The organism is Hydrogenophaga sp., assembly GCF_051860785.1.
GTDB lineage: Bacteria > Pseudomonadota > Gammaproteobacteria > Burkholderiales > Burkholderiaceae_C > Hydrogenophaga.
This window is the reverse complement of the sequence record NZ_JBIMLB010000015.1, coordinates 1-21,692: the sequence shown is the minus strand read 5'-3', so window position 1 is coordinate 21,692 and position 21,692 is coordinate 1. Positions and strand designations below refer to the sequence as shown.

Sequence of the window (21,692 nt, the reverse complement as noted above, 5' to 3'; positions counted from 1 at the left end):
GAATCGATCTTTTCCATGCGTTGAAAGAACGATCGGATGAAGACCCCACCCACTCAGTTTGAAGGTCATGACATACGGCGTCTGTATGACGAGGACACCGAAAGCTGGTGGTTCTCCGTCATTGACGTCGTGCAGGTACTGACTGAAAGCAGCAATGCCCGCCGTTACTGGTCCGATCTCAAGCGCAAACTGGCTCAAGAAGCTGGCTCAGAGCAACCGTACGAGAAAATCGTACAGTTGAAATTGCCCTCTCCAGACGGCAAACAAAGACTCACTGACTGCGCCAACGCAGCCACCCTGCTGCGGGTGGTTCAAAGCATTCCCAGCCCCAAGGCCGAGCCCATCAAGCTGTGGCTCGCCAAGGTGGGTTACGAGCGCATGCAGGAAATGGCAGACCCATCCCTCTCTATGGACCGGGCACGCCAGAACTGGCAACAGCACGGCCGCAGCGACAAATGGATCCAGCAGCGGATGACAGGCCAGGAAACCCGCAACAAGCTGACCGACTACTGGCGCGAACACGACATCAAGGAAGGCCAGGAGTTCGCCATTCTGACCAACATCATTCACCAGGAATGGTCGGGCGTCAGCGTCAAAGGGCACAAGGCCATGAAGGGGCTGAAGAGCCAGAACCTGCGTGACCACATGACCGAGGCCTAACTGATCTTCACCGCGCTGGCCGAACTGTCCACCCGCCAGATTGCCGAGAACAGCGACGCCACGGGCATGGAGGCGAACCAGACCGCTGCGGTAGCGGGTGGCGGCATTGCCAAACGGGCACGCCTGCAGCTTGAAAGCCAAACTGGCCGACGCGTGGTTTCAGGCGAGAACCACCTTGCGCCACCGACCAAGAAGGCGCTGAAGCCACCTCGGAAAACTTGATCCAGAGTATCGCAAGGGGGAAGAGTCGACTATATCGACACCGCGTGTGCTGCCGAACAGACCGCAGCGTGACCAGTGCCCAGACTGTGTGATCCATCCATTCACACATTCGCAGGAGCACCCCCACCATGAACTACGAAGAACGCGATTCCCTCGGCATCTACGTGCGCGGGAAAGTCCTCGAAGGCAAGATTCCCCCACAAGGACCTGGCCCCCATCTGATGGGCGCCGACACCCTGCTGGGCAACGACGTCTACAACACCCAGGAAGAAAGCCTGGGCGACATCAAGGAAATCATGCTCGACATGCGCAGCGGCCGCGTGGCGTACGCTGTGCTGTCGTTCGGTGGCTTCCTGGGCATGGGCGAAAAGCTGTTCGCCGTGCCTTGGTCTGCCCTGAGGCTGGACACCGCCAACAAGCGCTTCGTGCTCGACGCGAGCAAGGAACGCCTGAAAGACGCGCCCGGCTTCAACAAGGACAGCTGGCCTGACATGGCCGATACCACCTGGGAAAAGGGCATTCACGACTACTACGGCACGCGGCCGTATGTGGACCCGGGGCGCTGAAGCCTTCCACGAGCGGCGATGACGCGGCGCGGCCTCACGTGCCTCGTCAATACGACTTCACGCCGGTGCCGTGCTCGGCTTCACACGTCCGATGTCTTCATACACGTGCTTCGTCTCGAGGAATTCCAGCATCGCTTCGGCCCCGTGCAGGCGGCCGTAGCCGCTGGCCCCGAAGCCGCCGGTTTCCGCTTCGGGCAGCAGCTTGTTGTGGGTGTTGATCCACACTGTGCCGCTGCGCAAGGCACGCGCCACCCGGCGCGCACGCGCGCCGTCATGCGTCCACACGCTCGCCGAGAGTCCATACCGCGTAGCGTTGGCCCGGGCGACGGCCTCGCTCTCTTCACGGAAGCTCTCGAGGTTGAGCACCGGGCCGAAGAATTCCTCCTGCACGAAGGGCGAATCAAGCGCGTCGACCTGGATCAGGCTGGGGCGGATGAAGGCGCCGCGTGCAAGACGGCCGTCCAGAGCCTCGCCACGCACGATCACTTCCCCGTGCTGGTGCGCTTGGTCGACCAGGCGCGCGATGCGGTCGCGATTGGCAATGTCGATCTGCGGTCCCATCATGCTGTCCGGCTCGGTGGCCGGTCCCACCTTGATGCTGCGGAACTGCGCCGAGAGCGCCTCCCGCAGGGGCTCGATCAGGCTTTCGTGCGCCAGCACCCGGTCGAGCGCCGTGCACTGCTGGCCCGCGGCAATCGTGGCGGCGGCCGCCAGCTGCGCAGCGATGGCTTTCGGGTCCGCATCGGCAAACACGATGGCGGGCGCCTTGCCGCCAAGTTCCAGGTTGAGGCGCTTGAGCGTCGGCGCGGCACTGGCCATGATGCGCTGGCCGACCCCCACGCTGCCGGTGAAGCTGATCACGTCGACGTCGCGGGACACCACCAGTGCCTCGCTCGGCTCGCTGCCGGTGCAACTGTAGAAGTTGACCACGCCCGTCGGGAGGAGAGGGACCTCGGTCAGGCAGCGCAGCAGTTCGGTCTGGAACAGCGCCGACTGCGGCGCCATCTTGATCACGCTCGTGCATCCGGCAGCCATCGCCGGCGCCAGCGAGCGCACCAGCAGGATCGCTGCGGCATTCCAGGGCACGATGATGCCGGCCACGCCGGCCGCTTCGCGGCTGAGCACGGACAGGGCGCCCGGCTCGACCTCGGTGGTGCGGCCGAAGATGGTGCGTGCCAGCCCCGCATAGAAGCGGATCTCTGACACGGTGCCAGCCAGCTCGGCTTGCGCCGGCTTCAACAACTTGCCTGTTTCCTGGGCCAGGAGCAGCGCAAGTTCATCGGCTCGACGCTCGACGCGGCTTGCGAACTCCAGCATGACTGCCGCACGCAAGCGCGGCGCATGGGCCCAGTCGCTGTGCTCGAAGGCGCGGCGCGCGGCACCGATGGCGGCCTCAGCGGTACCGATGTCGGCGTCGGCGAACTGGCCGAGCAACATGCCGGTGGAGGGGTCGATGCTGTCGGCGACGGCCCGGCTGGCGACCGGCGTCCATTGGCCGTCGATCCAGGGTTGCGCGATGGGGGTCATGTCTGTTTTCTCTACGATGAGGCCGCACTGCGGCCATTGCGATTCAGGCAAGTGCCGGCGGCCATCAGTGCATGACCGAGCCGCCGTCCACCACCAGGGTCTCGCCCGTCATGAAGGCGCAGGCGTCGGAGGCGAGGAACAGCAGCGGCTCGATCAGGTCTTCCGGGGTCTGGTCGCGCTTGATGGCGCGACTGGCGAGCACGGGGCCGGTCAGCTTCTCGCGCATGTCGGTGTTCTGGATCACCCCTTCGCTGAGCACCAGGCCGGGCGCCAGCGTGTTGACGCAGATGCCGTCACCGCCGACTTCGCGTGCCAGCGCCCGGGTCAGCGCCAGGATGGCACCCTTGGAGGTCACGTAGTGCAGCAGGTTCGGCGTGCCCTTGAACGGTGTGCCGGAAGAAATGTTGACGATGCGTCCGTAGCCTCTGCGGCGCATGAACGGCACCACGGCCTTGGCGCAGACGAAGGGCCCGCGGACGTTGACCGCCATCACCTTGTCCCACTCGGCCACGTCGATGTCGGAAAACGGCTTCAACTGCAATGAGGCATACACCGCCGCGTTGTTGACCAGGATGTCGATGCGACCGAAATGCTCGTTGACCGCCTCGGCCATCGCCAGGACCGACGTCTCGTCGGCGACGTTCACCTGGACCGCCATCGCACGACCTCCGTCGGCCTCGATGTCCCTGGCCAGCGACGTACCGTCGAGGATGTCGGCGATGGCGACGCACGCGCCTTCGGCCGCCATCGCGCGCGCGTAGGCAGCACCTATCCCTTGCGCGCCGCCGGTGATGATGGCGACACGATCTTTGAGCTTCTGCATGGACTTCTTCCGTTGAATGAGGAGATGGAGGGCGCCGCAGAGGCGACGCCCGGACCGGTTAATCGATGAATGCGGTCACCAGATACGGCTGCCAGCACAGCAGGATCAGGATCAGCAGCGTGGCCACCAGGAACGGCATCAGCGGGCGCAGGATTTCGGCCGACGTCGCGCCGGTCACGCGTGACGCCACGTAGAGGGCCGTGCCGACCGGCGGCGTCAGCAGGCCCAGCGTCAGGTTGATGCAGATGACCACGCCGAAGTGGTAGGGGTTGATGCCATACACCTGGGTCGCCACTGGCAGCAGGATGGGCACCAGCAGGATCAGGGCGGCGATGCCGTCGATCACGGTGCCGATCGCCAGCAGCAGTGCGGTCACCAGCAGCATGAAGACGAAGGGGTCGCTGGTGGTCTGCTGCAGCAGCACCGCCAGTTGCTGTGGAACCTTCTCGAACACGATGACCCAGCCGAAGACGCCGGCCGCGGCCACCAGGACCAGCACCACCCCGCTGTTGAGCGCCACCCGCAGCAGCATGTCACCGGTGCGATCGAAACGGATCTCCCTGTGCGCGAAGATGCCGACCAGCACGGCCGTCAGGGCGCCCACCGCCGCGGCTTCAGTCGGCGTCGTGACCCCGCCGAGGATGCCGCCGATCATGACGACTGGCACCAGCAGCGACGGGATGGCGGCCCCGATGTTGCGCAGCTTCTGCTGGCGTGACAGGCGCTCGCCCGGCGGGTAGTTGTAGCGGTAGCCGAGCAGCGCGATCACGCCGATGAAGGCAAGGGTCATCAACAGGCCGGGCACGATGCCGGCGATGAACAGGTCGCCGATCGAGATCTGGGCCAGCACGCCGAAGACCACGAACATCATCGATGGCGGTATCACCGGGGCGAGCAGGGCGCCGGCGCAGGTGGTGGCCGTCGCGAAGCCGCGCGAGTAGCCCTTTTTTTCCATTTCCGGCACCAGTACCTGCGCCATCACCGCGACCTGCGCATTGGCCGACCCCATGATGGAGGCGAGGAACATGTTGGCCAGGATGTTGATGTAGGCGAGCCCGCCGCGCAGGTGGCCCACGAACACCGAGGCCAGCGCCACCAGCCGGCGCGTGATGCCGCCTTCGTTCATCAGTTCGCCCACCGCCAGGAACAGCGGGATGGCGAGCAAGCCGTAGTTTTCGAGGCTGGCAAAGAATTGCTGCGGAAACGACTGGTAAAGCACCAGGTTGCCGCTGGCATAGATGTAGGCCAGCGCGGTCATCGCCAGCACCAGCGCGATGGGGACGCCGAGAAACAGCAGGGCAGTGAAGACGGCCGTGATCATTGGATCGCTCCCCTGTCGCCGGCCGCCGGGGCCGGCACGCCGCACGGCAGGGCCGCCTCAGCCGGCGTGGCCATGGTTTGCAGCAGGTTGGAGAGCGCATGCACGCTGATGGAGACAGCCACCAGCGGCATGACCAGCCAGAACCAGAACTTGGCGACCCCGAGCGTGGCCGTGGTGTCCTGGTACATGAAGTTGAAGGTCTGGCCAGAGAACTCGCGCAGGTCGAAGCCAAGGCGCATCAGCGTCATGGGGTCGAACCAGCGGTGGCACAGCACCAGCAGCGTGATGCCGAACACCAGCACCAGCAGATCGATCAGGATTTTCATTGCCTTCATCAGAAAGGGCGGCACCGCATCGACCAGCATCGTGACGGCGACCGCATCGCGCGTCTTGAGGGTCAGCGACATGGCGATCATCGCCAGCCACACCATGATCAGGATGGACAGTTCGTCCATCCAGTAGATCGGGCTGCGCATGGCGCGACCGGCCACGTTGGCCAGGATCATCAGCGGCAGCGCCAAGGCGAACAGGCGCAGCACGCCGCGTTCTGCTTGGGCGATCCGGTCGCTCAGGTTTGTAATGATTTTCAGCACGGCAGGTCTCCGGCGTGAAGCGGCACAGGGGCGCGGCGCGCCCCTACGCTGCCTCGGGCCCTTACTTGATGGCTGCAGCCTCGCGGCGCAGATCGGCCAGCACCGGCGTGCGCTTGAGCCAGATGTCTTCCCACTGCTTGAGCGTGTCGCCGAAGAACTCGGGGCCGACCTTCACCACCTTGACCTTGGTGCCCTGCACGCTCTTCTCCATCTCCTGCTCCACTCGGACGTACGTATCGAACAGACCGTTGAGGTGCTTGCGCGCGGCGCCTGCGACCAGTTCGCGATCGGCCGGGGTCATGGTCTGCCACAGGCGGCCGGAGACCAGGCCCACGACCGGGAACATCATGTGGTTCGACTGCAGCAGCGTGTTGCCGCGCTCGTAGAACTTCATGCGGAATACCAGTTCCATGTCCGCGTCCACGCCATCCACCTGGCCGTTGGCCAGCGAGTCGTAGACGTCGGTCAGTGGCATCGGGGTCGAAGCCGCTCCCAGCAACTGGTAGAAGTCGCGCACCGGCGGGAACGGCGTGATGCGCATCTTGCGGCCCTTCAGGTCGGTGACGGCGTTGGTGGGGAAGCCATTGAGCATCAGCCGCATCGAGGCCACGCCGTAACCAACCCCCACCGCCCCGACTTCACGCGGCAGGCGCTCGAGCATCTTCTGCGCGGTCGGGCCGTTCAGCAGCACGCCGGCCTGCCTCACGTCCTTGACGAGGTAGGGCGCAAACAGCGCGCTGTATTCGGGCACGCGGTTGGTGATTTCAGCGGCGGTCATGAAGGCCATGTCGAGCGCGCCGGTCTGCAACTGCTGCAGCATCTGCGCCTCGTTGCCCAGCTGGCCAGACGGGAAGATCGTGACCGAGTACTTGCCATTGGTCTTTTGCTTGAGCTCTTCGCCCATCGCAACAGCGGCCTTCGACCATTCGTGGCTGGCCGGCACGATGAGGCCCAGGCGCATTTCCTTCGCATGAGCTGCCGCGCCCATGGCGAGTCCGGCGGTGGCGGCGAGGATGGTGAGCAGTTTGTTGAATTTCATGTGTTGTCTCCTTCGTTCGAGGTGTGGGGGGCTCTCAAATTTCCTGGGATGGTTGCCACCGGTGGGCATGCCTGCATGCCCACCCGCAACGCATGCCGCACTCTACGAGCCGGCGCCGCGCACCGCATTGACAGAAGCTCCGGCTTTTTGCCATGGAGTCTGGATCGATGTGCAGTAGCAGCATGGGTTCGCGACCGGGGGGCAAAAGGCCACCCGACTAGCCGAGCCTGGCGTCCTGCAAGCCGGGCGCCTCGTGCGGGACGGCGTCGGCGGCGTCCTTGCCGACCGGCTGCGCCTGGCCGGCGCGCTGAATCTGCTGGGCTCGCAGTCTGGCCTGGTCTTCCTCGTTGCGCGCCTCGTCCGACATGCCATTGAACAGCGTGCCGAGCAGGCCCTTGTTCAAGTCGCTGGTGCCGAACAGCGCATCGCAGATGGGGAAGGTGAGGTTGAAGTTGCGGGTGTGCATGAAGTCAGGGTTATGATGAAGTACATGCATGCGCCGTACCGTGTTGACCAGCGGCATGCGATCCAGAATCGGGTGCTCGAGGTGCGACAAGGTATGCAGGCCTTCGTACATCAGGAAGTACGACGCCATCGTCAGCATGGCGATGTACCCCGCGTTGGCCGACCACAGGTTGCCGATCAGCAGGGCCGCCGGCAGGGCCGCCAGCACAAACAGCACGGGCGCAAACGGCGGAAACAGCAGCGCGCGCCACTCCTTGTGGCCGTTGTAATCGAGCGTCTTGTGGGAGAAGAACTGGTGGTGGGTCGCGACGTGGCGCTTGTAGGCCGGCTTGATCCAGCTCTTGGGGCTGTGCAACAAGTAGCGGTGCCCGGCCCATTCCGCCCAGTTCCCGAACAGAAACATCGGAACCACGACGAACAGCCATTCCTGCCAGGTCGTGTTCTGCAGCTGCGCTGCGCAATACCAGACCACACCGATGGTGAATGCCAGCGTGAAGCCCAGGTGCAGCTCGCCGCGGTACCAGCCGGGGGTGTCTTCCACGTACTGCTTCCTGTAGGACAGGGACCGTGCAACGATTTCCTCTTCGCGATTCATGATGGCTCCTTTCATTTCGGACAGCAATCCGGCGCGGACGCACCGGACTGGCCTTTCGGCAGTGATTTAAGTATACTGCCTTAGTTAATTCTACACACTTAACTAACCATGTCAACATTGAAACCCGTGCGCTCGGACGGAAGGGAAACGAAGGTCCGGATGAAGGCCGTCGCACAGCGCCTGTTCGCACAGCACGGCATTGACGGCGTCACGGTGGCCGATATCGTTGCGGCGGCTGGGCAGCGCAACAAGGCTTCGCTGCAGTACCACTTCGGATCGAAGGACGAATTGATCGGCGAGCTGCTGGTCGACGGCGCGCAGAAGGTGGATGCCTTCCGCCTGGCCCTGCTCGACCAGATGGCCGCGGACGGTGGTCCGCGCCATGTGCGTGATGTGCTGGACGCCTTCGTCCGGCCGGTGTACCAGCTGACGGTGACGGAAGCCGAAGGCAGCACCTACCTGCGCTTCCTGTCGAACGTGCAGCTCACGCATCGCGAGCTTTTCCGCGCTCACATCGGCGCCAAGTGGAGTACCGGCTATCGCCGCTGCCTCGAGCATTTCCGCCAGCTGCTGGCCCACATCCCTGCCCCGGTGCTGGAACAGCGCATGTCACTGGTGGCGATCTACACGACGACGGTGTTCTCGATCAAGGAAGCGCCGGCTGACGACGCGCCCGCGTCGTCACGCCTGTGGACGCGCAAATTCACACTGGACAACATCGTCGACACCTTCGAGGCAATGCTGGTCTGTGCTCCTTCTGCGGGAACACTGGAAAAGCTGAAGTCGTAGTCAATACACCTGCACCACGCGCCGGTACTCGCCGGGCGTCACACCGATCTGGCCACGGATGAAGCGCGTGAAGTGGCCCTGGTCGGGGAAGCCCAGGTCTTCCGCGAGGCGCCCGAGGCTGGTGCGATCGTCCGCCTGCGCCAGCCGCCGGCAGGCGGTTTCGGCACGCAAGGTGTTGACGTAGACGTGTGGCGTCATCCCGGTACAGCGGCGAAAGCGCACGAAGAACTGCGCGCGCGACAGATGCGCGGAGGCAGCCAACCGGTCTGCATCCAGTGCCTGGCCCAGGTGATCGCCGATGTGGTTGAGCGCGCGCTGGATGCGCGAATCGGGCAGTCGCAGCCCTTCCGGCCGCATCAGGTCCTGGATGCTCTCCCACGCCGAGAACTGTTCGCTGACCGCCAGCATCAGGTCGAACAACGCGATCTCCAGGCGCTCCTGCTTCATCGGGATCGGCGACATCAGGTCACCGATCAGGTCGTCCGCCAGCTTGCGGATGCGGGGCGTGATCTGGACGCAGGGCCGCGGGAAGAATCGGGGATGGGCCGCCAGGCGCAGCGGGTCGTGCAGCGTCGCCAGCCACCTGGGTTCGATGTACAGCGCCAGGTAGACGGTGCGCGGAAAGTCCGGCTCGCTGTAGAAGTAGTGCGGCTCCCAGGCATTCACCAGGATGGCGGTGCGGTCGGTGACCGGGAGCCGCTCCTCGCTGACGTAGAACGCGGAATCGGCGCCGCTGGCTTTGAAGATCACGTGGCACTGCGAGTGCGCATGCGAAACCAGCGGGGTATCCATGTCGAGCAGTGCCAGGCGACCGAATCCGCCCTGCGCGATCCTGAGTGCTGTCGTCATCGATCCTCCTGAAGGAACGTGGCCGTCGCTTCACCGATGCGGCTGGTCGGAGCCATGGATCTGCAGGGCCGCCATCGAAGAAAGCCAGTCGCACAGCGCGTACAACTCGGCTGCTCGGCTTCCAGTTCTGCCCGGGCAATGAGGGTACGAAGTGCCTGCGCACTTTCCGGCTGGCCTGGAGCGAAGCCGGGCGGATCTTCCAGGGCCCGATGCAATCGCCGCAGGGGCAAGATCACTTCGAAGCGCCAACCGGCGATCTGCGATTCAGCGGAGGCGACTTCGTCTGGCGTGAGTGATCGTCCGAGCCGCAAGGCCGAGTACCCCTGAAACAGATGCAGCACGATGTCCAGCCCATGCGCATCCTGCCTGCTGACGGGCTTTACATCGGTCATGGGAGGCAGCACTTCGAATCCGAACGACGTTCAGGAACCGATGAACATGGGATTGCGCTTGCCGTGGAAGGCCTCGACGCCCTCGCGGAAGTCATCGGAACTGCGCAGCCGGCTGTAGCAATGGCCTTCCAGCTCGATGGCCACGGTCAGCGTCGAGTCTTCGGTGTCGTTCAGCAGCTTCTTGGCGGTGCGTTGCGCAATCGGCGAGAAAGCGCGCAGCTCGTCCACCAGGCGATCGGTGGCCGCTTCCAGCTCGGCATCGGGCACGCATTCGGTGGCCACGCCCCACTCGTACGCCTGCTGGCCCGGAATTCGGCGCGAGCGCATCACGATGTCCTTCGTGCGGGTGATGCCCACCATCTTCTGCAGGCGTGCCGATCCGCCGGAGCCGGGGATCTGGCCCAGCTTCTGTTCGGGCAAGGCGTAGCGCGTGGTTTCGGTCACCAGGCGGAAGTCGCAGGCCAGCGAAATCTCGAAGCCGACGCCGAAGCAGTAGCCCCGGTTGGCGGCGATCACCGGCTTGCTGCAACGAGCGGGGGCGGCGATGTTCCAGGCCAGCTTGGAGACGTGCTCCGGGGAGGCTTCCAGGAAGCCCTTGATGTCGCCACCACTGGAGAAGTGCTCGCCTTGCGAACGCAGCACGATCACCCGCACGGCCGGGTTCTCGTCCAGCGACTCGAACACCAGCCGCAGCTGGTCGCGCTGGGCCATGGAGATGATGTTGTAGGGCGGGCGGTGCAGCACGATGTCTGCGCGCTCGCGCGCGGCGTCGATCTGGACGCTGAAGCCGTCCAGCTTTTCGAGCAGGGTTTGGGCCGGGTGGGTCAGTTGGGTCATGGAGGTCTCTTGTTGATCGATGGGTGAAGGGGATTCAGGGATTGGGCATGCGCACCAGGGCGGCCGGCTGAGGCTGGCGCAGGCCCTCCCAGCGTTTGACGAGATCGCTGTGCTCGACGTCGAACAGGTCCAGCACGCGGCCGACGGTGTGGTTGACCATGTCATCGAGCGACGCGGGACGGACGTAGAACGCCGGCACGGGCGGGAACACGATGGCGCCCATCTCCGTCACGGCGACCATGTTGCGCAGGTGCGCCAGGTTCAGGGGCGTCTCGCGCGCCAGGAGCACCAGGCGGCGCCGTTCCTTCAGCACCACGTCTGCGGCGCGACTGACCAGGTTGTCGGCCAGCCCATGCGCGATGCCGGCCAGTGTCTTCATCGAGCAGGGCGCCACCACCATGCCGGCGGTGTGAAAGGATCCACTGGAGACGGCGGCGCCGATGTCCTTGACGCTGTGCACCTCGTCGGCCAGGGCCTCGATCTCGCTGCGCTTGAGGTCCACCTCCTGAGCAGCGGTGAGCGCTCCGGAGGCGGACAGCACCAGGTGCGTCTCCCAGCCGGGCAGCGTGCGCAGCACCTGCAGCAGGCGGATGCCGTAGATGGCGCCACTGGCACCGGTGATCGCCACGATCAGGCGCTTTGTGGTCATCTTTGCACCTTGCCGGTGTCGAAGTCGACGCGGGCCGATGTGTCGATCAGCGCGTCCAGGTCCTCGGTGTCCTCACCCGGCACGCGCACCTTGGTGAAGACATGTTCGTGGTAGACCACCGGCCGGGTGGCGTCCAGGCCCATCTTGGCGCTCATGCCCTGCACGTGGGACGGCGGCGCGCTGTTCTCGCCGAATTCCTGGCCCACCGTGGTGGAAGGATCAAGCACCGAGCCTTGCGCCCCGGCGATCACGACCAGGTCCCGGTCCGCCTGAAAGCGCGTGGCCACCGCCCATTCCACCTGCAGCGGGTCGTGCACCTCCACGTCGTCGTCCACCACCACCACCTGCTTGATGTCGTAGTGCGCGCCGAACGCAGCGCAGATCACGTTCTTGGGCTGGCCCTCGTGGGTCTTCCTGATCTTGACGAACAGGTGGTAGCGGCCCACACCACCTATCGACAGATGGACGTCCAGCACGTTGGGGAAGCTGCGCTGCAGGTGGGCCAGCAGCGTCGCCTCGCGCGGGATGGAACCCAGCAGGAGGTGCTCCATCTCGGCGGGCACGATCGTGTGGAAGACCGGATCGCGGCGATGGGTGATGGCGTCCACCTGGATCACCTCGCGGTGCTCGCGCGCGCTGTAGTACTTGGGAAACTCGCCGAAGGGGCCTTCCAGCTCCTTCACGCCCGGCAGGATGCGTCCTTCGATCACCACCTCGGCGTCGGCCGGCACGCGCACATCACTGGTCAGGCACTTGACCACGCGCAGCGGGGCGCCGTGCAGGGCGCCGGCGATCTCCAGCTCGTCGCAATCGAGCGGCGCAATGGCCTGCGAGGCCAGCAGCGTGAGCGGATCGACGCCGATCACCACCGCCACTTCCAGCGGCTGCTGGCGCGCTTCGGCTTCCTTGTAGAAGGCCCAGAGGTGGCGCGGCAGCATCAGGATGGCCATGCGCTCCTTGGAGTGGACCTGGATCCGGTTGATCGAAACGTTCTGCGCCCCCGTCTTCGGGTTGCGGGCGATCACCAGGCCGGCGGTGATGTAGGGGCCGTTGTCGTGCTCGCTGTGGGTGGGGATGGGCAGCACCTCGCGCGGATCGACGCCCTTTTGCACCACCTGCTGGCAGAGTGCCTCGCCCGTCGGCACCTCCCGCCAGGGCAGCGGGTTCTCGGCGGCTTCGCGGAAGCGCTGCAGCAGTTGCGACTCGGTCACGCCCATGGCTTCGGCGATCCAGCCGCGGCGCGACATGAAGCCCGACACCACCGGCATGTCATGCCCGCCGGGCCGGGGGAAATAGGCCGCCTGCCGGCCGTCGAGCCGCTTGGCGATGGCGGCCAGCTGGTGTTCGAGCTTCACACCTTCGCGGATGACGGCCAGGCGGCCGGTGTCGGACAGATGGGCGAGCCAGTGGCGCAGGTCGGTGGAAAGGGCGGGGGCGGAGGTGGTCATGGACGTGCGGGTGAAGTGGGATCAGGCGGAACGGTTTTCGCCGGCCGGCAGGGGCGTGTACTCACCCGCCACGAGCTTGCGGCGCAGCACCTTGCCGACGGGGGATTTGGGAATTTCGGCGACGAACACGTACTCGCGCGGCCGCTTGAAGTTGGGCAGGTCGGAGCTGCGGCAGTGCGCGTCCAGCGCCTGCGCATCCAGCGCTGCGCCGCCGTCGCGGGTGGTGACGAAGGCCACGACCCGCTGTCCCCAGCGCTCGTCCGCCAGGCCGGCCACGGCCACTTCTCCGACGCCGGGACACAGCGAGATGACGGACTCGATGTCGACCGGCGAGATGTTCTCGCCGCCGCTGATGATCATGTCGTCCACCCGGCCGGTCACGAACAGGTCGCCGTCCTCGTCGAGGTAGCCGGTGTCGCCGGTGAAGTACCAGCCGCCGCGCAGGGACTTGGCGTTGGCGTCCTCGCGTTTCCAGTAGCCCTCGAAGGCTTCGTCGCCGCGCAGGTCGGCAATGATCTGGCCCTCCACCCCGGAGGCCACGCGGTCGTCGACGCCGGATGCGTCCAGGCGCACCACGCGCAGCCGGGTGTTGATGCCGGCGCGGCCGGCGCTGCCGGGCTTGTCCAGCGCCTGCTGGTCGATCGAGAAGGTGTACACCTCCGAGGAACCGTAGTGGTTCACGAAGAGTTCGGGCTCGAAGGCCGCCTGCAGGCGCTTGAGCAGCGCGTCGTGCATGGGGGCGCCGGCAAAGCCCAGTTTCTTCACCGAGGCAATGTCGGGCCCGGGGCCGCTGCCGTGCCCGGCGCGCTCGCGCTGCGTCAGCAGGTCGTGGTAGAGCGTGGGCACCAGGTACAGGCAGGTCAGGCGCTCGGCCTCGATCAGGGCCAGCGCCTCCTGCGTGTCGAAGCGGGGCATGCACACGAACACGCCGTCGACCAGGGCCATGGCGAGCAGGGAGCGCACGCCCATCGTGTGGTACAGGGGCATCACGCCCAGCGTGCGTTCACCGCGGCGGTAAAGGTTCTGCGCCACATGCGCCAGCGCTGCGGCGCGCTCCTGGCGGTGGCGGCGCGGCACGCCCTTGGGTTTGCCGGTGGTGCCCGAGGTGTAGAGCATCAGCGACAGGTCCTCGGCATCGGCCGCGGTCTGCAGGGGCGACGCCGGGCCGGCCAGCAGGGTCTCCCAATCGCAGGTGGCATCGCTGCCTTCGAGCAGGCCGACGCCGATGCGCGGCAGCTCGCGCGCACCGCCGCTGGCACCGGTGGCCTCCTCGCTGGAGGCGTCGAAGAACACGGCCTTGGCCTCGGCGTCGGCCAGGCAGTAGTCGATCTCGTCGGCCTTGGCGCGCCAGTTCAACGGCACGATCACCACGCCCAGGAACTGGCAGGCCCAGTGCAGCGTGGCCGCCTGGTGGCGGTTCTGCAGCACCGACAGCAGCCGGTCACCCCGGCCCAGTCCCAGGCGCTGCAGGCCGGCCACGGTGCGGCCGATCTGCTCGTGCCACTGCGCATAGGTGAGACGCACGCCGCTGTCCACCAGGGCAAGCGCGCGCGGGCTGCGTTCGACGCTTTGCAGGAAGGTCGTACCGAGGTCGAGCATGGATCAATCTCCGATGTGGGGGGCGTTCGCGGCCTGGCGGCGCAGCGACGCGGTTTCGAGCACCGCCGCCACGATGGGCGTGTAGCCGGTGCAGCGGCAAAGGTGGCCCGACAGCATGTCGCGCACCTGGGCTTCGCTGGGATCCGGGACTCGCTTCAGGTAGTCGTCGCAGCTCATGAGGATGCCGGCGGTGCAGAAGCCGCACTGCAGGGCGTGGTGGCGCTTGAAGGCCTCCTGCAGGTCGGACATCGGCCCGGCCGCATCGCACAGTCCTTCGACCGTGTCGACGCGGCGGCCGTCGACCTGCAGCGCCAGCGTGAGGCAGGAGCGGCCGGCCACGCCATCGATCTGCACGGTGCAGGCACCGCACACGCCGTGCTCGCAGCCCACGTGCGTGCCGGTCGCGCCCAGGCCTTCGCGCAGGAAGTCCGACAGCAGCATGCGCGGCTCGCAGGCGGCGCTGCGGGCCGCGCCGTTGAGCGTCAGGCGAACGGTGTGCTGGCGGTCGTGGCTGCACTGCTTCATCGGGAGGTCTCCGTGACTTGGGCGATCACCTGCGCGCCGAGCTGGCGCACGAGGTGGCGGCGGAAGGTGGCGCTCGCATGCGCGTCGTCCTGGGCTTCGAGCTCCCAGGCGAAGTCGTTGAGGGCGGCGTCCAGCTCGGCGCCGCGCAGGCCGGCCGGCCACTGCGCCAGACGCGGCCGGTCCGCCACGCCGCCGATGGCGAGACAGAGGCCCCGCGCGTCGACCACGGCGGCGGCCGAAACAATGGCGAAGTCGCCATGGCGGGCCGAGAACTCCGTGAAGGCGCTGCGCTGGCCGGGCTGGGTCAGCGGGAAGCGCACCTGCTCGACCAGTTCGTCGGGCGCGCGCGCCGTCATCAGCATGCCCTGGAAGAACTCGCTCGCGGGCAGTGTGCGGCGCTTCCTGGCGTTGCGCAGCACCACCTCGCCGCCCAGCGCCAGCAGCACCAGCGGGATCTCGGCGCTCGGGTCGGCGTGGGCCACCGAGCCGCACACGGTGCCGCGGTTGCGCACCTGGAAATGCGAGATGAAGGGGAAAGCCTGCGCCAGCAGCGGCACTTCCCTCGCCAGGGTCGCGCGCCATTCCACGCTGGCTTGCGTGGCTGCCGCGCCCACCGCCAACATGCCGCCTTCGCTGCGCACAAAGTCCAGTTCGTCGGTGCGCGAGATGTCGATCAGCACGCTGGGCTGCGCCAGCCGCATGTTGAGCACGGCCATCAACGACTGGCCGCCGGCCAGGATCCGCGCCTCGGGACCAAGCGCCTTGAGCTGCTGCACGGCCTCGTCGGCGGTTTCCGCGCGCACGTAGTCGAAAGCCGCCGGCTTCATCGCGCCCCTCCCAGGCGGGCGAGCAGGCGCCCCCACCATGAGCCCGAAGGCGTGGCACCCTTGCCGCCCGCCTGCCGGCCGAGTTGTTCGAACAGTTGGCGCAGCACGATCCTGGCCGCGCCCTCCAGCATGCGGCCGCCCACCGCTGCCACCTTGCCAGAGACCTCGGCCTCGTAGTCGTAGCGCAGCAGCGTGCCGCCATCCCTGGGCTCGAGCGTGACCAGGCCGTTGCCCCTGGCCGCACCCATGCTGGACAGGCCGGAACCGGCCAGCCGCAGGCGGTGCGGCGGCTCCAGGTCGCTCAGCGCGATCTCGGCCGCATAGCGCGCCTTGATCATGCCCACACCCACCGTCACGTCCGCGCGGTAGCGGTTGGGGCCGGTCTGATGCAGTGCATGGCAGCCGGGGATGACCTTGGCCAGGGCTGCCGGGTCCAGCAGCACGGCGAACACCGCCTCGGGCTCGGCCGGCAGCAGGATCTCGCCTTGCGCCGCCAGGGCCTTGCCGGCCTTGCCGCCCGCAGGCCGGACCGGCCCAGCGCCCCGGGAGGGCGGCGGGTCGTCCATGCCCAGCAGGTCCATCACGCGCGAGGGAGTCAGCGGCAGCGTGACGTCGGCCACGCCGAGCGCGTCGGCCACGGCGTTGGCGATGCAGGGCGGCGTGCTCATGTTGTTGCCCTCGCCCAGTCCCTTGGCGCCCAGCGGCGTGAACGGGCTGGGCGTTTCCAGGTGCACGATGACCGGGTCGGGCACCTCGCAGGTGGTGGGCACCAGGTAGTCGGCGAAGGTGCCGGACTGGAAGCTGCCGTCGCTGCCATAGCGGAACTCTTCCATCAGCGCCGCGCCCAGTCCCTGGGCGAAGGCGCCGCGGATCTGGCCGTCGGCCAGGGCCGGGTTCAGGAGGGTGCCGGCATCGTGCGTGGTCACGTAGCGGTCGATGCGGACGCGGCCGGTGGCGCGGTCCACCTCGACGGCGCAGATGTCGAATGCGAAGCCGTAGGCCGCCGACGTGTTGACGCGGTCGTCCTCGTCCGGGGCGGTCAGCTGCGGCGGCGACCAGAAGGCCGTCTCGCGCAAGCCCACGGGCTCGCCCTCGGGCAGCAGGCCGGGCGCCCAGTGCGGGCTGGCCGCCAGCCGGCCAAAGGGCTGGCCGCGCTCGGGCGCGTCCTTGGGGTAGACCTTGCCGCCTGAAAAAACAATCTGGTCGGGTTCGCATCCAAACTGCGCGGCGGCGATTCGCGCGAGCTTGTCGCGCAGGCGCTGGCAAGCAATGTGCAGCGTGCCGGCCACGGCTCCGGCGAAGCGGCTGGAATAGTTGCCGGCTGCGACCGACCAGGCGTCCTTGGCGGTGTCGAATTCGGTGTTCACCGACACCTCGTCCGGATGGACGCCGAACACGTCGGCCGCCAGCTGGGCGCACACGGTGCGATGGCCCTGGCCGGCCGGCGCAGAGGCGATGACCACGGTCAGACCACCCAGCGGGTCGATGCTCACGGTGGCGGCGGCGATGGCGCCGTTCTTGGGACCAGCCTTGGCGCGCTGCTCGCGTGGCAGCACCGTCGTGATGTAGCCCATGTTGGAGACCGAGGGCTCCACGATGGCTGCGAAGCCGATGCCGTACAGCCGGCCCTCGGCGCGCGCGGTCGCCTGGCGCTGGCGCAGCTCGTCGAGGCGGCCCTCTTGCAGCGCCAGCTCCAGGGCGAGCTGGTAGTCGCCGGAGTCGATCAGCGCGCCGGCGGCGGCCCGGTAGGGAAACGCGTCGCGGGGAATGAAGTTGCGCCGGTACACGTCCAGCGGGTCGAGGTTCAGTTCGACCGCGATGCGCTGCACCAGGCGCTCCAGCGCAAAGTACACCTGTGGCCCGCCGAAGCCGCGCACCAGGCCGGTGGGCGTCTTGCTGGTCAGCACCACCCGGTTGCGCACGCTGAGGTTGGGGATGGCATAGGCGCCGGTCAGGCAGCCGTGCATGCGGTAGAAGGTGGCGGGCTCGGGCGCGCGCAGGTAGCCGCCGCAGTCGTCCAGCTGATCCAGCGACAACGCGGTGATGCGGCCGTCGGCTTCCACCGCCGCAGCCGCATGGCACAGGCGGCCGGTGGCCGAGGTGGCGGCGGTCAGGTGCTCGAGCCGGTCTTCCACCCATTTGACGGGAGCGCCGGCCTTGCGCGCCGCCAGGCACATCAGCACGGCCGGGTTGAGCACGGCCTGCTTGACCCCGAAGCTGCCGCCCGAATCCGGGAAGGTGCGGTGGCGCAGCTGGTTGCCCGGCACCTTGAGCGCCATCGCCATCACGGTGTGCAGCGAGAACGGCCCCATGAAGTTGGACTGCACGTCATAGCCCTCCTGATCGGAGAGGAACTCCGCCACCACCACCGCGCATTCGATCGGGGTGCAGGAGTTGCGCGGGTATTCGACCGTGAGCGCAACCCGGTGCGGTGCGCTGGCGAAGGCCTGTTCGGGGTCGCCGTAGCGGAAGCTGCGGTCGCTCACCACGTTGCTGCCGACCTTCTCGTGCAGCACCGGGGCGCCTTCGGCGATCGCGGCGCGGATGTCCACGACCGGCGGCAGGGTCTCGTACTCGGCTTCCAGCAGTTCCAGCGCGTCCTCGGCGAGGTAGCGGCTCTCGGCGACCACCACCGCGACCGGCTCTCCCACGTAGCGCACCTTGTCCACGGCCAGGGCCCACAGTTCCATCGGCGCCTTCACGCCAACGATGAAGGGCTTGGACCAGCGTTGCACGTCCGCGGCGGTCAGGACGGTGCGCACGCCGGGCAGGGCCATGGCCTTGTCGGCACGAACCGCCAGCAGCCGGGCGTGGGCATGCGGCGAGCGCAGCACCGCAGCGTGCAGCGTGCCGGCGCGCACGGGCGCGTCGTCACCGAAACGACCGCGGCCGGTCAGCAGCGGGCGGTCTTCGACGCGCTGCGCGCGGCGGCCCAGGTGGGGGGAAGCGGTGGGTGTTTCAAGCATGGGGGAAGCGGATCCGACCGGTGCCCGGCCACTCATTCCACCGTGATGTTGCGGTCGCTCACGACCTTCTTCCACAGGGCCATCTGGCCATCGATGAAGCTGCGGAATTGCGCCGGTGTGCCGCCGTCGGGCACGACGCCCTGTGCGGCGAAGGCCTTCTTCACCTCGTCCTCGAGCAGCATCCGGTTGAGGTCGCTGTTGAGCTTGTCAACGACGGGCTGCGGGGTGCCGGACGGCACCACGAAGCCATGCCAGGACGAAACCTCGTAACCGGGGATTCCGGCTTCTGCGGCCGTGGGCACGTCGGGCAGCAGGGGCGAGCGCTTCGGCGCTGCGATGGCGAGCGGGCGCACGCGGCCCGATTGCATGAAGGGCATGGCGTGAGGCAGCAGATCCAGGGCCACATCGAACTGGCCACCGGCCAGGTCGGTCAGCATGGGGGTGCTCCCCTTGTAGGGAATCTGGCGCATCTGCGTGCCCGTGGCAGTTTCGAACAGCGCCATTGCCAGGTGGTTCGAGGAACCGGCGCCCGAGGAGCCATAGGTCAGCACATTCGGCTTGGCGCGGGCTGCGGCAAGGAGCTCCGCAGCGGCGCGGTACGGACCCTGCGCGTGGGTCACCAGCAGCATGGGCGAGCGCCCCGCCAGCAGCACCGGCGCGAAGGCCTTCTGCGTGTCGTAAGCGATGTTCTTGTACAGCCAGGGGTTGGCGGCGTAGGGGAACTGCACGACCAGGATGGTGTGGCCATCGGCCGCTGCGCTGGCCACTTCCTTGGTGCCGATCATGGTGCCGGCGCCCGGCTTGTTGTCGACGATCACCGGCTTCTTCCAGTAGTCGCCCAGGTGCTTGGCCGCGAGCCGGCCGAGCGTGTCGTTGAAGCCGCCGGCCGGATAAGGCACGACGATGCGCACCGGCTTGGTGGGGTACTCCTGGGCCTGGGCGGCACCGGTGCCGAAGGCGGCGAGCACCGCGAGCATTTGCAGTGCCTTGCGAGGGGTTGCGACCATGGAAGTTGTCTCCGTTGTTTGAGTGTTTTCAGAGCGCTCGGGGGCAGGACTGCTCAGTGGAGGGCGAGTCTAGGAGTCGGGTGGTATCAGGTCAATTAACGTTTTATGATGGGTAAAATCAGATTAAGTGATACCTTGGACGACCATGGAATTCCGGCAGATCCAGTACTTCATCACCCTCTACGAAGACGGTTCAGTGACCCGCGCGGCACGCCGCCTGCACATCGTCCAGTCGGCACTCAGCATGCAGATGGCCAAGCTCGAGGCGGAGGTGGGACAGCGTCTCTTCATGCGCACGCCGCAAGGCATGCAGCCCACCCCCGAAGGCCGCCGCCTTTACCGCCTGTTCCTGCCGGTCGTCACGGGTTACCAGCGCGCGCGCGAACAGGTGGTTGAAGCCACGGGCGAGCTGAGCGGGGAGGTGCGCTTCGGGATGATCGCGACCATCGCGCAGGGCGTCCTGGTCGACGCGATCCTGGAGTTCTCACCGGCCCATCCGAAGGTCGAGCTGTCGATGACGGATGGCTTCAGCGGCGACCTCATCGATGCGGTGGCGCTCGGCCAACTCGATGCCGCTGTCATCAACAAGCCGCGGCGGGCGCTGACGCTCAAGAGCGAAACCATCGCCGACGAGGATCTGCTTCTGGTCATGGGGCCGGCCCACGCAGACGTGCCTGCTTCCTTGAGTTTCAGCGGCATGTCGGCCTTGAAGCTGGTGTTTCCCACGCGCCGGCATGGTCTGCGCGGGATCATCGAGAGCTTCGCCGAAGCGGAGGACGTCCATCTGAACCCCAGCCTCGAGATCGATTCCATCAGCGCCATCCTGAAGCTGGTGCGCGAGAGCGATTTCTGCACGCTCCTGCCCCATGTCGCCGTGCGCGGCCTGCTCGAACGCGCGGAAGTGAAGGTGCATCGCTTCGTCTCACCTCGATTGAGGCGCCAGATCGTGGCCGTGACCGACCCGAGCAGGCCACTCAATCCTGCCGCCGTCGCCTTCCTCTCCGTCCTGCGCCGCCATCTGGTGGGGCTGGGAACCTTGGGACCCGGGTGAGGCAGCCAACTCATGAACTACGAAGAACGCGACTCGCTTGTCATCTACACCGCGAACAAACGCTTCGTGCTCGACGCCAGCAAGGACCGCCTGAAGGACGCGCCCGGCTTCAACCAGGACAGCTGGCCTGACATGGCCGATACCACCTGGGAAAAAGGCATTCACGATTACTACGGCACGCGGCCGTATGTGGACCCGGGGCGCTGAAGCCTGAAATACCCTGCGTGGCGTGACTGAAGGCGCACCGGCGGGATCTGGGAAACGGAGCAGTTTCGCACTGGGGAGGACTTTGGAGATTCAAGCGACGAGAATGATGCTTCGAACGATGGCGGCGGTTGCCAAGGCTTTGGGGGCAGCCGTGAGGACCGACGTGGACGACGAACCCTTGAAGTGGTAGCCACCCACCACGGCCGGCAATAGAAACAGGAGAAATGAAATGCGATCGCAGTGTTGCCAAAAAATGACCGATCAGGTCGAGTTCACTTGTGAGCAGCATCCAGATGTTTTCGATTGTCCAGATGCATTGGTTTTCTTCTCAGCGAAGTTTGATGAATACGGACTCATCATTCACGATGGAGGTCCAAGCTTCGTTCCGATTGCGTTCTGTCCATGGTGTGGCAGCGCTCTACCACGGTCGCGGCGCAACCAATGGTTCGCCGAGTTGAGGGCTCTGGGCTTCGACGATCCCACGGAACAGGAGATTCCTGAGCCCTATCGCACCGATTCATGGCACCTGAACCGGCTTGATCACTAGGGCCTGTGGCTCGGCCTTCACCCTTTGGCGATCACCACATCCGCCATGGGCCGGGCCACGCAGGGCAGGCAATAGCCCTCTTCCTTTTCATCGGCACTCAGGCCGGGCCAGTGTTGATTCATCAGCACAACTGAGCCAGTGATCACGTCGAATATTGAGCCACTGGGTTGATGGGTTTTCTGGCTACT

At 66.5% G+C, this 21,692-nt stretch carries 22 protein-coding genes; 6 read left to right on the top strand and 16 right to left on the bottom strand.

Going from position 1 to position 21,692, the window contains the following annotated elements:
• The first annotated feature begins 36 nt into the window (after window positions 1-36).
• Together ACTIF6_RS18260 and ACTIF6_RS18255 are read left to right on the top strand one after the other, a co-directional pair.
• Complete coding sequence (locus tag ACTIF6_RS18260) at window positions 37-660, top strand: BRO-N domain-containing protein (RefSeq protein ID WP_439589355.1); 624 nt, start codon at window positions 37-39, stop codon at window positions 658-660.
• Window positions 661-1,010: 350 nt separating this feature from the next.
• The gene (locus tag ACTIF6_RS18255; RefSeq protein WP_439589354.1) at window positions 1,011-1,448 is read left to right on the top strand and encodes a PRC-barrel domain-containing protein; all 438 of its coding nucleotides are present in this window, start codon (window positions 1,011-1,013) and stop codon (window positions 1,446-1,448) included.
• Between the two features lie 57 nt (window positions 1,449-1,505).
• Here the strand turns inward: ACTIF6_RS18255 and ACTIF6_RS18250 are convergent, their stop codons facing one another.
• The 6 genes from ACTIF6_RS18250 to ACTIF6_RS18225 form a co-directional block, all read right to left on the bottom strand.
• A complete protein-coding gene (locus tag ACTIF6_RS18250) occupies window positions 1,506-2,975 on the bottom strand; it encodes an aldehyde dehydrogenase family protein (RefSeq protein WP_439589353.1) in 1,470 nt (489 codons plus the stop codon).
• Window positions 2,976-3,039: 64 nt separating this feature from the next.
• Window positions 3,040-3,798: an SDR family NAD(P)-dependent oxidoreductase gene (locus ACTIF6_RS18245; protein ID WP_439589352.1), complete on the bottom strand. Its 759-nt coding sequence runs from the start codon at window positions 3,796-3,798 to the stop codon at window positions 3,040-3,042.
• Window positions 3,799-3,856: 58 nt separating this feature from the next.
• Window positions 3,857-5,119 (bottom strand): TRAP transporter large permease, encoded by a 1,263-nt coding sequence (locus ACTIF6_RS18240; RefSeq protein ID WP_439589351.1) that lies wholly within the window; start codon window positions 5,117-5,119, stop codon window positions 3,857-3,859.
• Window positions 5,116-5,712 (bottom strand): TRAP transporter small permease, encoded by a 597-nt coding sequence (locus ACTIF6_RS18235; protein ID WP_439589350.1) that lies wholly within the window; start codon window positions 5,710-5,712, stop codon window positions 5,116-5,118. The genes ACTIF6_RS18240 and ACTIF6_RS18235 overlap by 4 nt, the downstream gene beginning before the upstream one ends.
• A 61-nt stretch (window positions 5,713-5,773) precedes the next feature.
• Window positions 5,774-6,751, bottom strand: a complete 978-nt coding sequence (locus ACTIF6_RS18230; protein WP_439589349.1) for a TRAP transporter substrate-binding protein — start codon at window positions 6,749-6,751, stop codon at window positions 5,774-5,776.
• Window positions 6,752-6,968: 217 nt separating this feature from the next.
• On the bottom strand, window positions 6,969-7,811 hold the full coding sequence (locus ACTIF6_RS18225; RefSeq protein WP_439589348.1) for a fatty acid hydroxylase family protein: 843 nt from the start codon (window positions 7,809-7,811) through the stop codon (window positions 6,969-6,971).
• Between the two features lie 159 nt (window positions 7,812-7,970).
• On the opposite strand from ACTIF6_RS18225, the gene ACTIF6_RS18220 reads away from it, so the two are divergent.
• Window positions 7,971-8,600: a TetR/AcrR family transcriptional regulator gene (locus tag ACTIF6_RS18220; RefSeq protein WP_439589347.1), complete on the top strand. Its 630-nt coding sequence runs from the start codon at window positions 7,971-7,973 to the stop codon at window positions 8,598-8,600.
• Here ACTIF6_RS18220 and ACTIF6_RS18215 read toward each other — a convergent pair whose 3' ends face one another.
• From ACTIF6_RS18215 to ACTIF6_RS18170, 10 genes are read right to left on the bottom strand one after another with little or no spacing between them, the layout of a single operon-like run.
• The gene (locus ACTIF6_RS18215; RefSeq protein ID WP_439589346.1) at window positions 8,601-9,449 is read right to left on the bottom strand and encodes a helix-turn-helix domain-containing protein; all 849 of its coding nucleotides are present in this window, start codon (window positions 9,447-9,449) and stop codon (window positions 8,601-8,603) included.
• Window positions 9,446-9,841 carry a DUF2390 domain-containing protein gene (locus ACTIF6_RS18210; RefSeq protein WP_439589345.1) on the bottom strand — a complete coding sequence of 132 codons (396 nt, stop codon included), beginning with the start codon at window positions 9,839-9,841 and terminating at the stop codon, window positions 9,446-9,448. The genes ACTIF6_RS18215 and ACTIF6_RS18210 overlap by 4 nt, the downstream gene beginning before the upstream one ends.
• A gap of 30 nt (window positions 9,842-9,871) precedes the next feature.
• Window positions 9,872-10,678, bottom strand: coding sequence for an enoyl-CoA hydratase/isomerase family protein (locus ACTIF6_RS18205; RefSeq protein ID WP_439589344.1), 807 nt, complete (start codon window positions 10,676-10,678; stop codon window positions 9,872-9,874).
• 34 nt (window positions 10,679-10,712) lie between these two features.
• Window positions 10,713-11,327 carry a UbiX family flavin prenyltransferase gene (locus tag ACTIF6_RS18200; protein ID WP_439589343.1) on the bottom strand — a complete coding sequence of 205 codons (615 nt, stop codon included), beginning with the start codon at window positions 11,325-11,327 and terminating at the stop codon, window positions 10,713-10,715.
• Window positions 11,324-12,775, bottom strand: coding sequence for a UbiD family decarboxylase (locus tag ACTIF6_RS18195; RefSeq protein ID WP_439589342.1), 1,452 nt, complete (start codon window positions 12,773-12,775; stop codon window positions 11,324-11,326). The genes ACTIF6_RS18200 and ACTIF6_RS18195 overlap by 4 nt, the downstream gene beginning before the upstream one ends.
• A 21-nt stretch (window positions 12,776-12,796) precedes the next feature.
• Window positions 12,797-14,374 (bottom strand): AMP-binding protein, encoded by a 1,578-nt coding sequence (locus ACTIF6_RS18190; protein WP_439589341.1) that lies wholly within the window; start codon window positions 14,372-14,374, stop codon window positions 12,797-12,799.
• 3 nt (window positions 14,375-14,377) lie between these two features.
• Window positions 14,378-14,899 (bottom strand): (2Fe-2S)-binding protein, encoded by a 522-nt coding sequence (locus ACTIF6_RS18185; protein WP_439589340.1) that lies wholly within the window; start codon window positions 14,897-14,899, stop codon window positions 14,378-14,380.
• Entirely contained in the window at window positions 14,896-15,726 is an 831-nt protein-coding gene (locus tag ACTIF6_RS18180; protein ID WP_439589339.1) for an FAD binding domain-containing protein, read from the bottom strand. The genes ACTIF6_RS18185 and ACTIF6_RS18180 overlap by 4 nt, the downstream gene beginning before the upstream one ends.
• On the bottom strand, window positions 15,723-18,692 hold the full coding sequence (locus ACTIF6_RS18175) for a xanthine dehydrogenase family protein molybdopterin-binding subunit (RefSeq protein ID WP_439589338.1): 2,970 nt from the start codon (window positions 18,690-18,692) through the stop codon (window positions 15,723-15,725). The genes ACTIF6_RS18180 and ACTIF6_RS18175 overlap by 4 nt, the downstream gene beginning before the upstream one ends.
• A gap of 32 nt (window positions 18,693-18,724) precedes the next feature.
• The gene (locus ACTIF6_RS18170; RefSeq protein ID WP_439589337.1) at window positions 18,725-19,699 is read right to left on the bottom strand and encodes a Bug family tripartite tricarboxylate transporter substrate binding protein; all 975 of its coding nucleotides are present in this window, start codon (window positions 19,697-19,699) and stop codon (window positions 18,725-18,727) included.
• Window positions 19,700-19,844: 145 nt separating this feature from the next.
• On the opposite strand from ACTIF6_RS18170, the gene ACTIF6_RS18165 reads away from it, so the two are divergent.
• The 3 genes from ACTIF6_RS18165 (at window position 19,845) to ACTIF6_RS18155 (ending at window position 21,504) form a co-directional block, all read left to right on the top strand.
• On the top strand, window positions 19,845-20,750 hold the full coding sequence (locus ACTIF6_RS18165; protein WP_439589336.1) for a LysR family transcriptional regulator: 906 nt from the start codon (window positions 19,845-19,847) through the stop codon (window positions 20,748-20,750).
• Window positions 20,751-20,762: 12 nt separating this feature from the next.
• Window positions 20,763-20,957 carry a hypothetical protein gene (locus tag ACTIF6_RS18160; RefSeq protein ID WP_439589335.1) on the top strand — a complete coding sequence of 65 codons (195 nt, stop codon included), beginning with the start codon at window positions 20,763-20,765 and terminating at the stop codon, window positions 20,955-20,957.
• Between the two features lie 229 nt (window positions 20,958-21,186).
• Window positions 21,187-21,504: a DUF6980 family protein gene (locus ACTIF6_RS18155; protein WP_439589334.1), complete on the top strand. Its 318-nt coding sequence runs from the start codon at window positions 21,187-21,189 to the stop codon at window positions 21,502-21,504.
• The last annotated feature ends 188 nt before the right edge of the window (window positions 21,505-21,692 follow it).

Excerpts from the sequence above, each read along its gene's own strand:
- ACTIF6_RS18260 (WP_439589355.1), top strand. The coding sequence starts at position 37 with ATGAAGACCCCACCCACTCAGTTTGAAGGTCATGACATACGGCGTCTG.
- ACTIF6_RS18255 (WP_439589354.1), top strand. The coding sequence starts at position 1,011 with ATGAACTACGAAGAACGCGATTCCCTCGGCATCTACGTGCGCGGGAAA.
- ACTIF6_RS18250 (WP_439589353.1), bottom strand. The coding sequence starts at position 2,975 with ATGACCCCCATCGCGCAACCCTGGATCGACGGCCAATGGACGCCGGTC.
- ACTIF6_RS18245 (WP_439589352.1), bottom strand. The coding sequence starts at position 3,798 with ATGCAGAAGCTCAAAGATCGTGTCGCCATCATCACCGGCGGCGCGCAA.
- ACTIF6_RS18240 (WP_439589351.1), bottom strand. The coding sequence starts at position 5,119 with ATGATCACGGCCGTCTTCACTGCCCTGCTGTTTCTCGGCGTCCCCATC.
- ACTIF6_RS18230 (WP_439589349.1), bottom strand. The coding sequence starts at position 6,751 with ATGAAATTCAACAAACTGCTCACCATCCTCGCCGCCACCGCCGGACTC.
- ACTIF6_RS18225 (WP_439589348.1), bottom strand. The coding sequence starts at position 7,811 with ATGAATCGCGAAGAGGAAATCGTTGCACGGTCCCTGTCCTACAGGAAG.
- ACTIF6_RS18220 (WP_439589347.1), top strand. The coding sequence starts at position 7,971 with ATGAAGGCCGTCGCACAGCGCCTGTTCGCACAGCACGGCATTGACGGC.
- ACTIF6_RS18215 (WP_439589346.1), bottom strand. The coding sequence starts at position 9,449 with ATGACGACAGCACTCAGGATCGCGCAGGGCGGATTCGGTCGCCTGGCA.
- ACTIF6_RS18210 (WP_439589345.1), bottom strand. The coding sequence starts at position 9,841 with ATGACCGATGTAAAGCCCGTCAGCAGGCAGGATGCGCATGGGCTGGAC.
- ACTIF6_RS18205 (WP_439589344.1), bottom strand. The coding sequence starts at position 10,678 with ATGACCCAACTGACCCACCCGGCCCAAACCCTGCTCGAAAAGCTGGAC.
- ACTIF6_RS18200 (WP_439589343.1), bottom strand. The coding sequence starts at position 11,327 with ATGACCACAAAGCGCCTGATCGTGGCGATCACCGGTGCCAGTGGCGCC.
- ACTIF6_RS18195 (WP_439589342.1), bottom strand. The coding sequence starts at position 12,775 with ATGACCACCTCCGCCCCCGCCCTTTCCACCGACCTGCGCCACTGGCTC.
- ACTIF6_RS18190 (WP_439589341.1), bottom strand. The coding sequence starts at position 14,374 with ATGCTCGACCTCGGTACGACCTTCCTGCAAAGCGTCGAACGCAGCCCG.
- ACTIF6_RS18185 (WP_439589340.1), bottom strand. The coding sequence starts at position 14,899 with ATGAAGCAGTGCAGCCACGACCGCCAGCACACCGTTCGCCTGACGCTC.
- ACTIF6_RS18180 (WP_439589339.1), bottom strand. The coding sequence starts at position 15,726 with ATGAAGCCGGCGGCTTTCGACTACGTGCGCGCGGAAACCGCCGACGAG.
- ACTIF6_RS18175 (WP_439589338.1), bottom strand. The coding sequence starts at position 18,692 with ATGCTTGAAACACCCACCGCTTCCCCCCACCTGGGCCGCCGCGCGCAG.
- ACTIF6_RS18170 (WP_439589337.1), bottom strand. The coding sequence starts at position 19,699 with ATGGTCGCAACCCCTCGCAAGGCACTGCAAATGCTCGCGGTGCTCGCC.
- ACTIF6_RS18165 (WP_439589336.1), top strand. The coding sequence starts at position 19,845 with ATGGAATTCCGGCAGATCCAGTACTTCATCACCCTCTACGAAGACGGT.
- ACTIF6_RS18160 (WP_439589335.1), top strand. The coding sequence starts at position 20,763 with ATGAACTACGAAGAACGCGACTCGCTTGTCATCTACACCGCGAACAAA.
- ACTIF6_RS18155 (WP_439589334.1), top strand. The coding sequence starts at position 21,187 with ATGCGATCGCAGTGTTGCCAAAAAATGACCGATCAGGTCGAGTTCACT.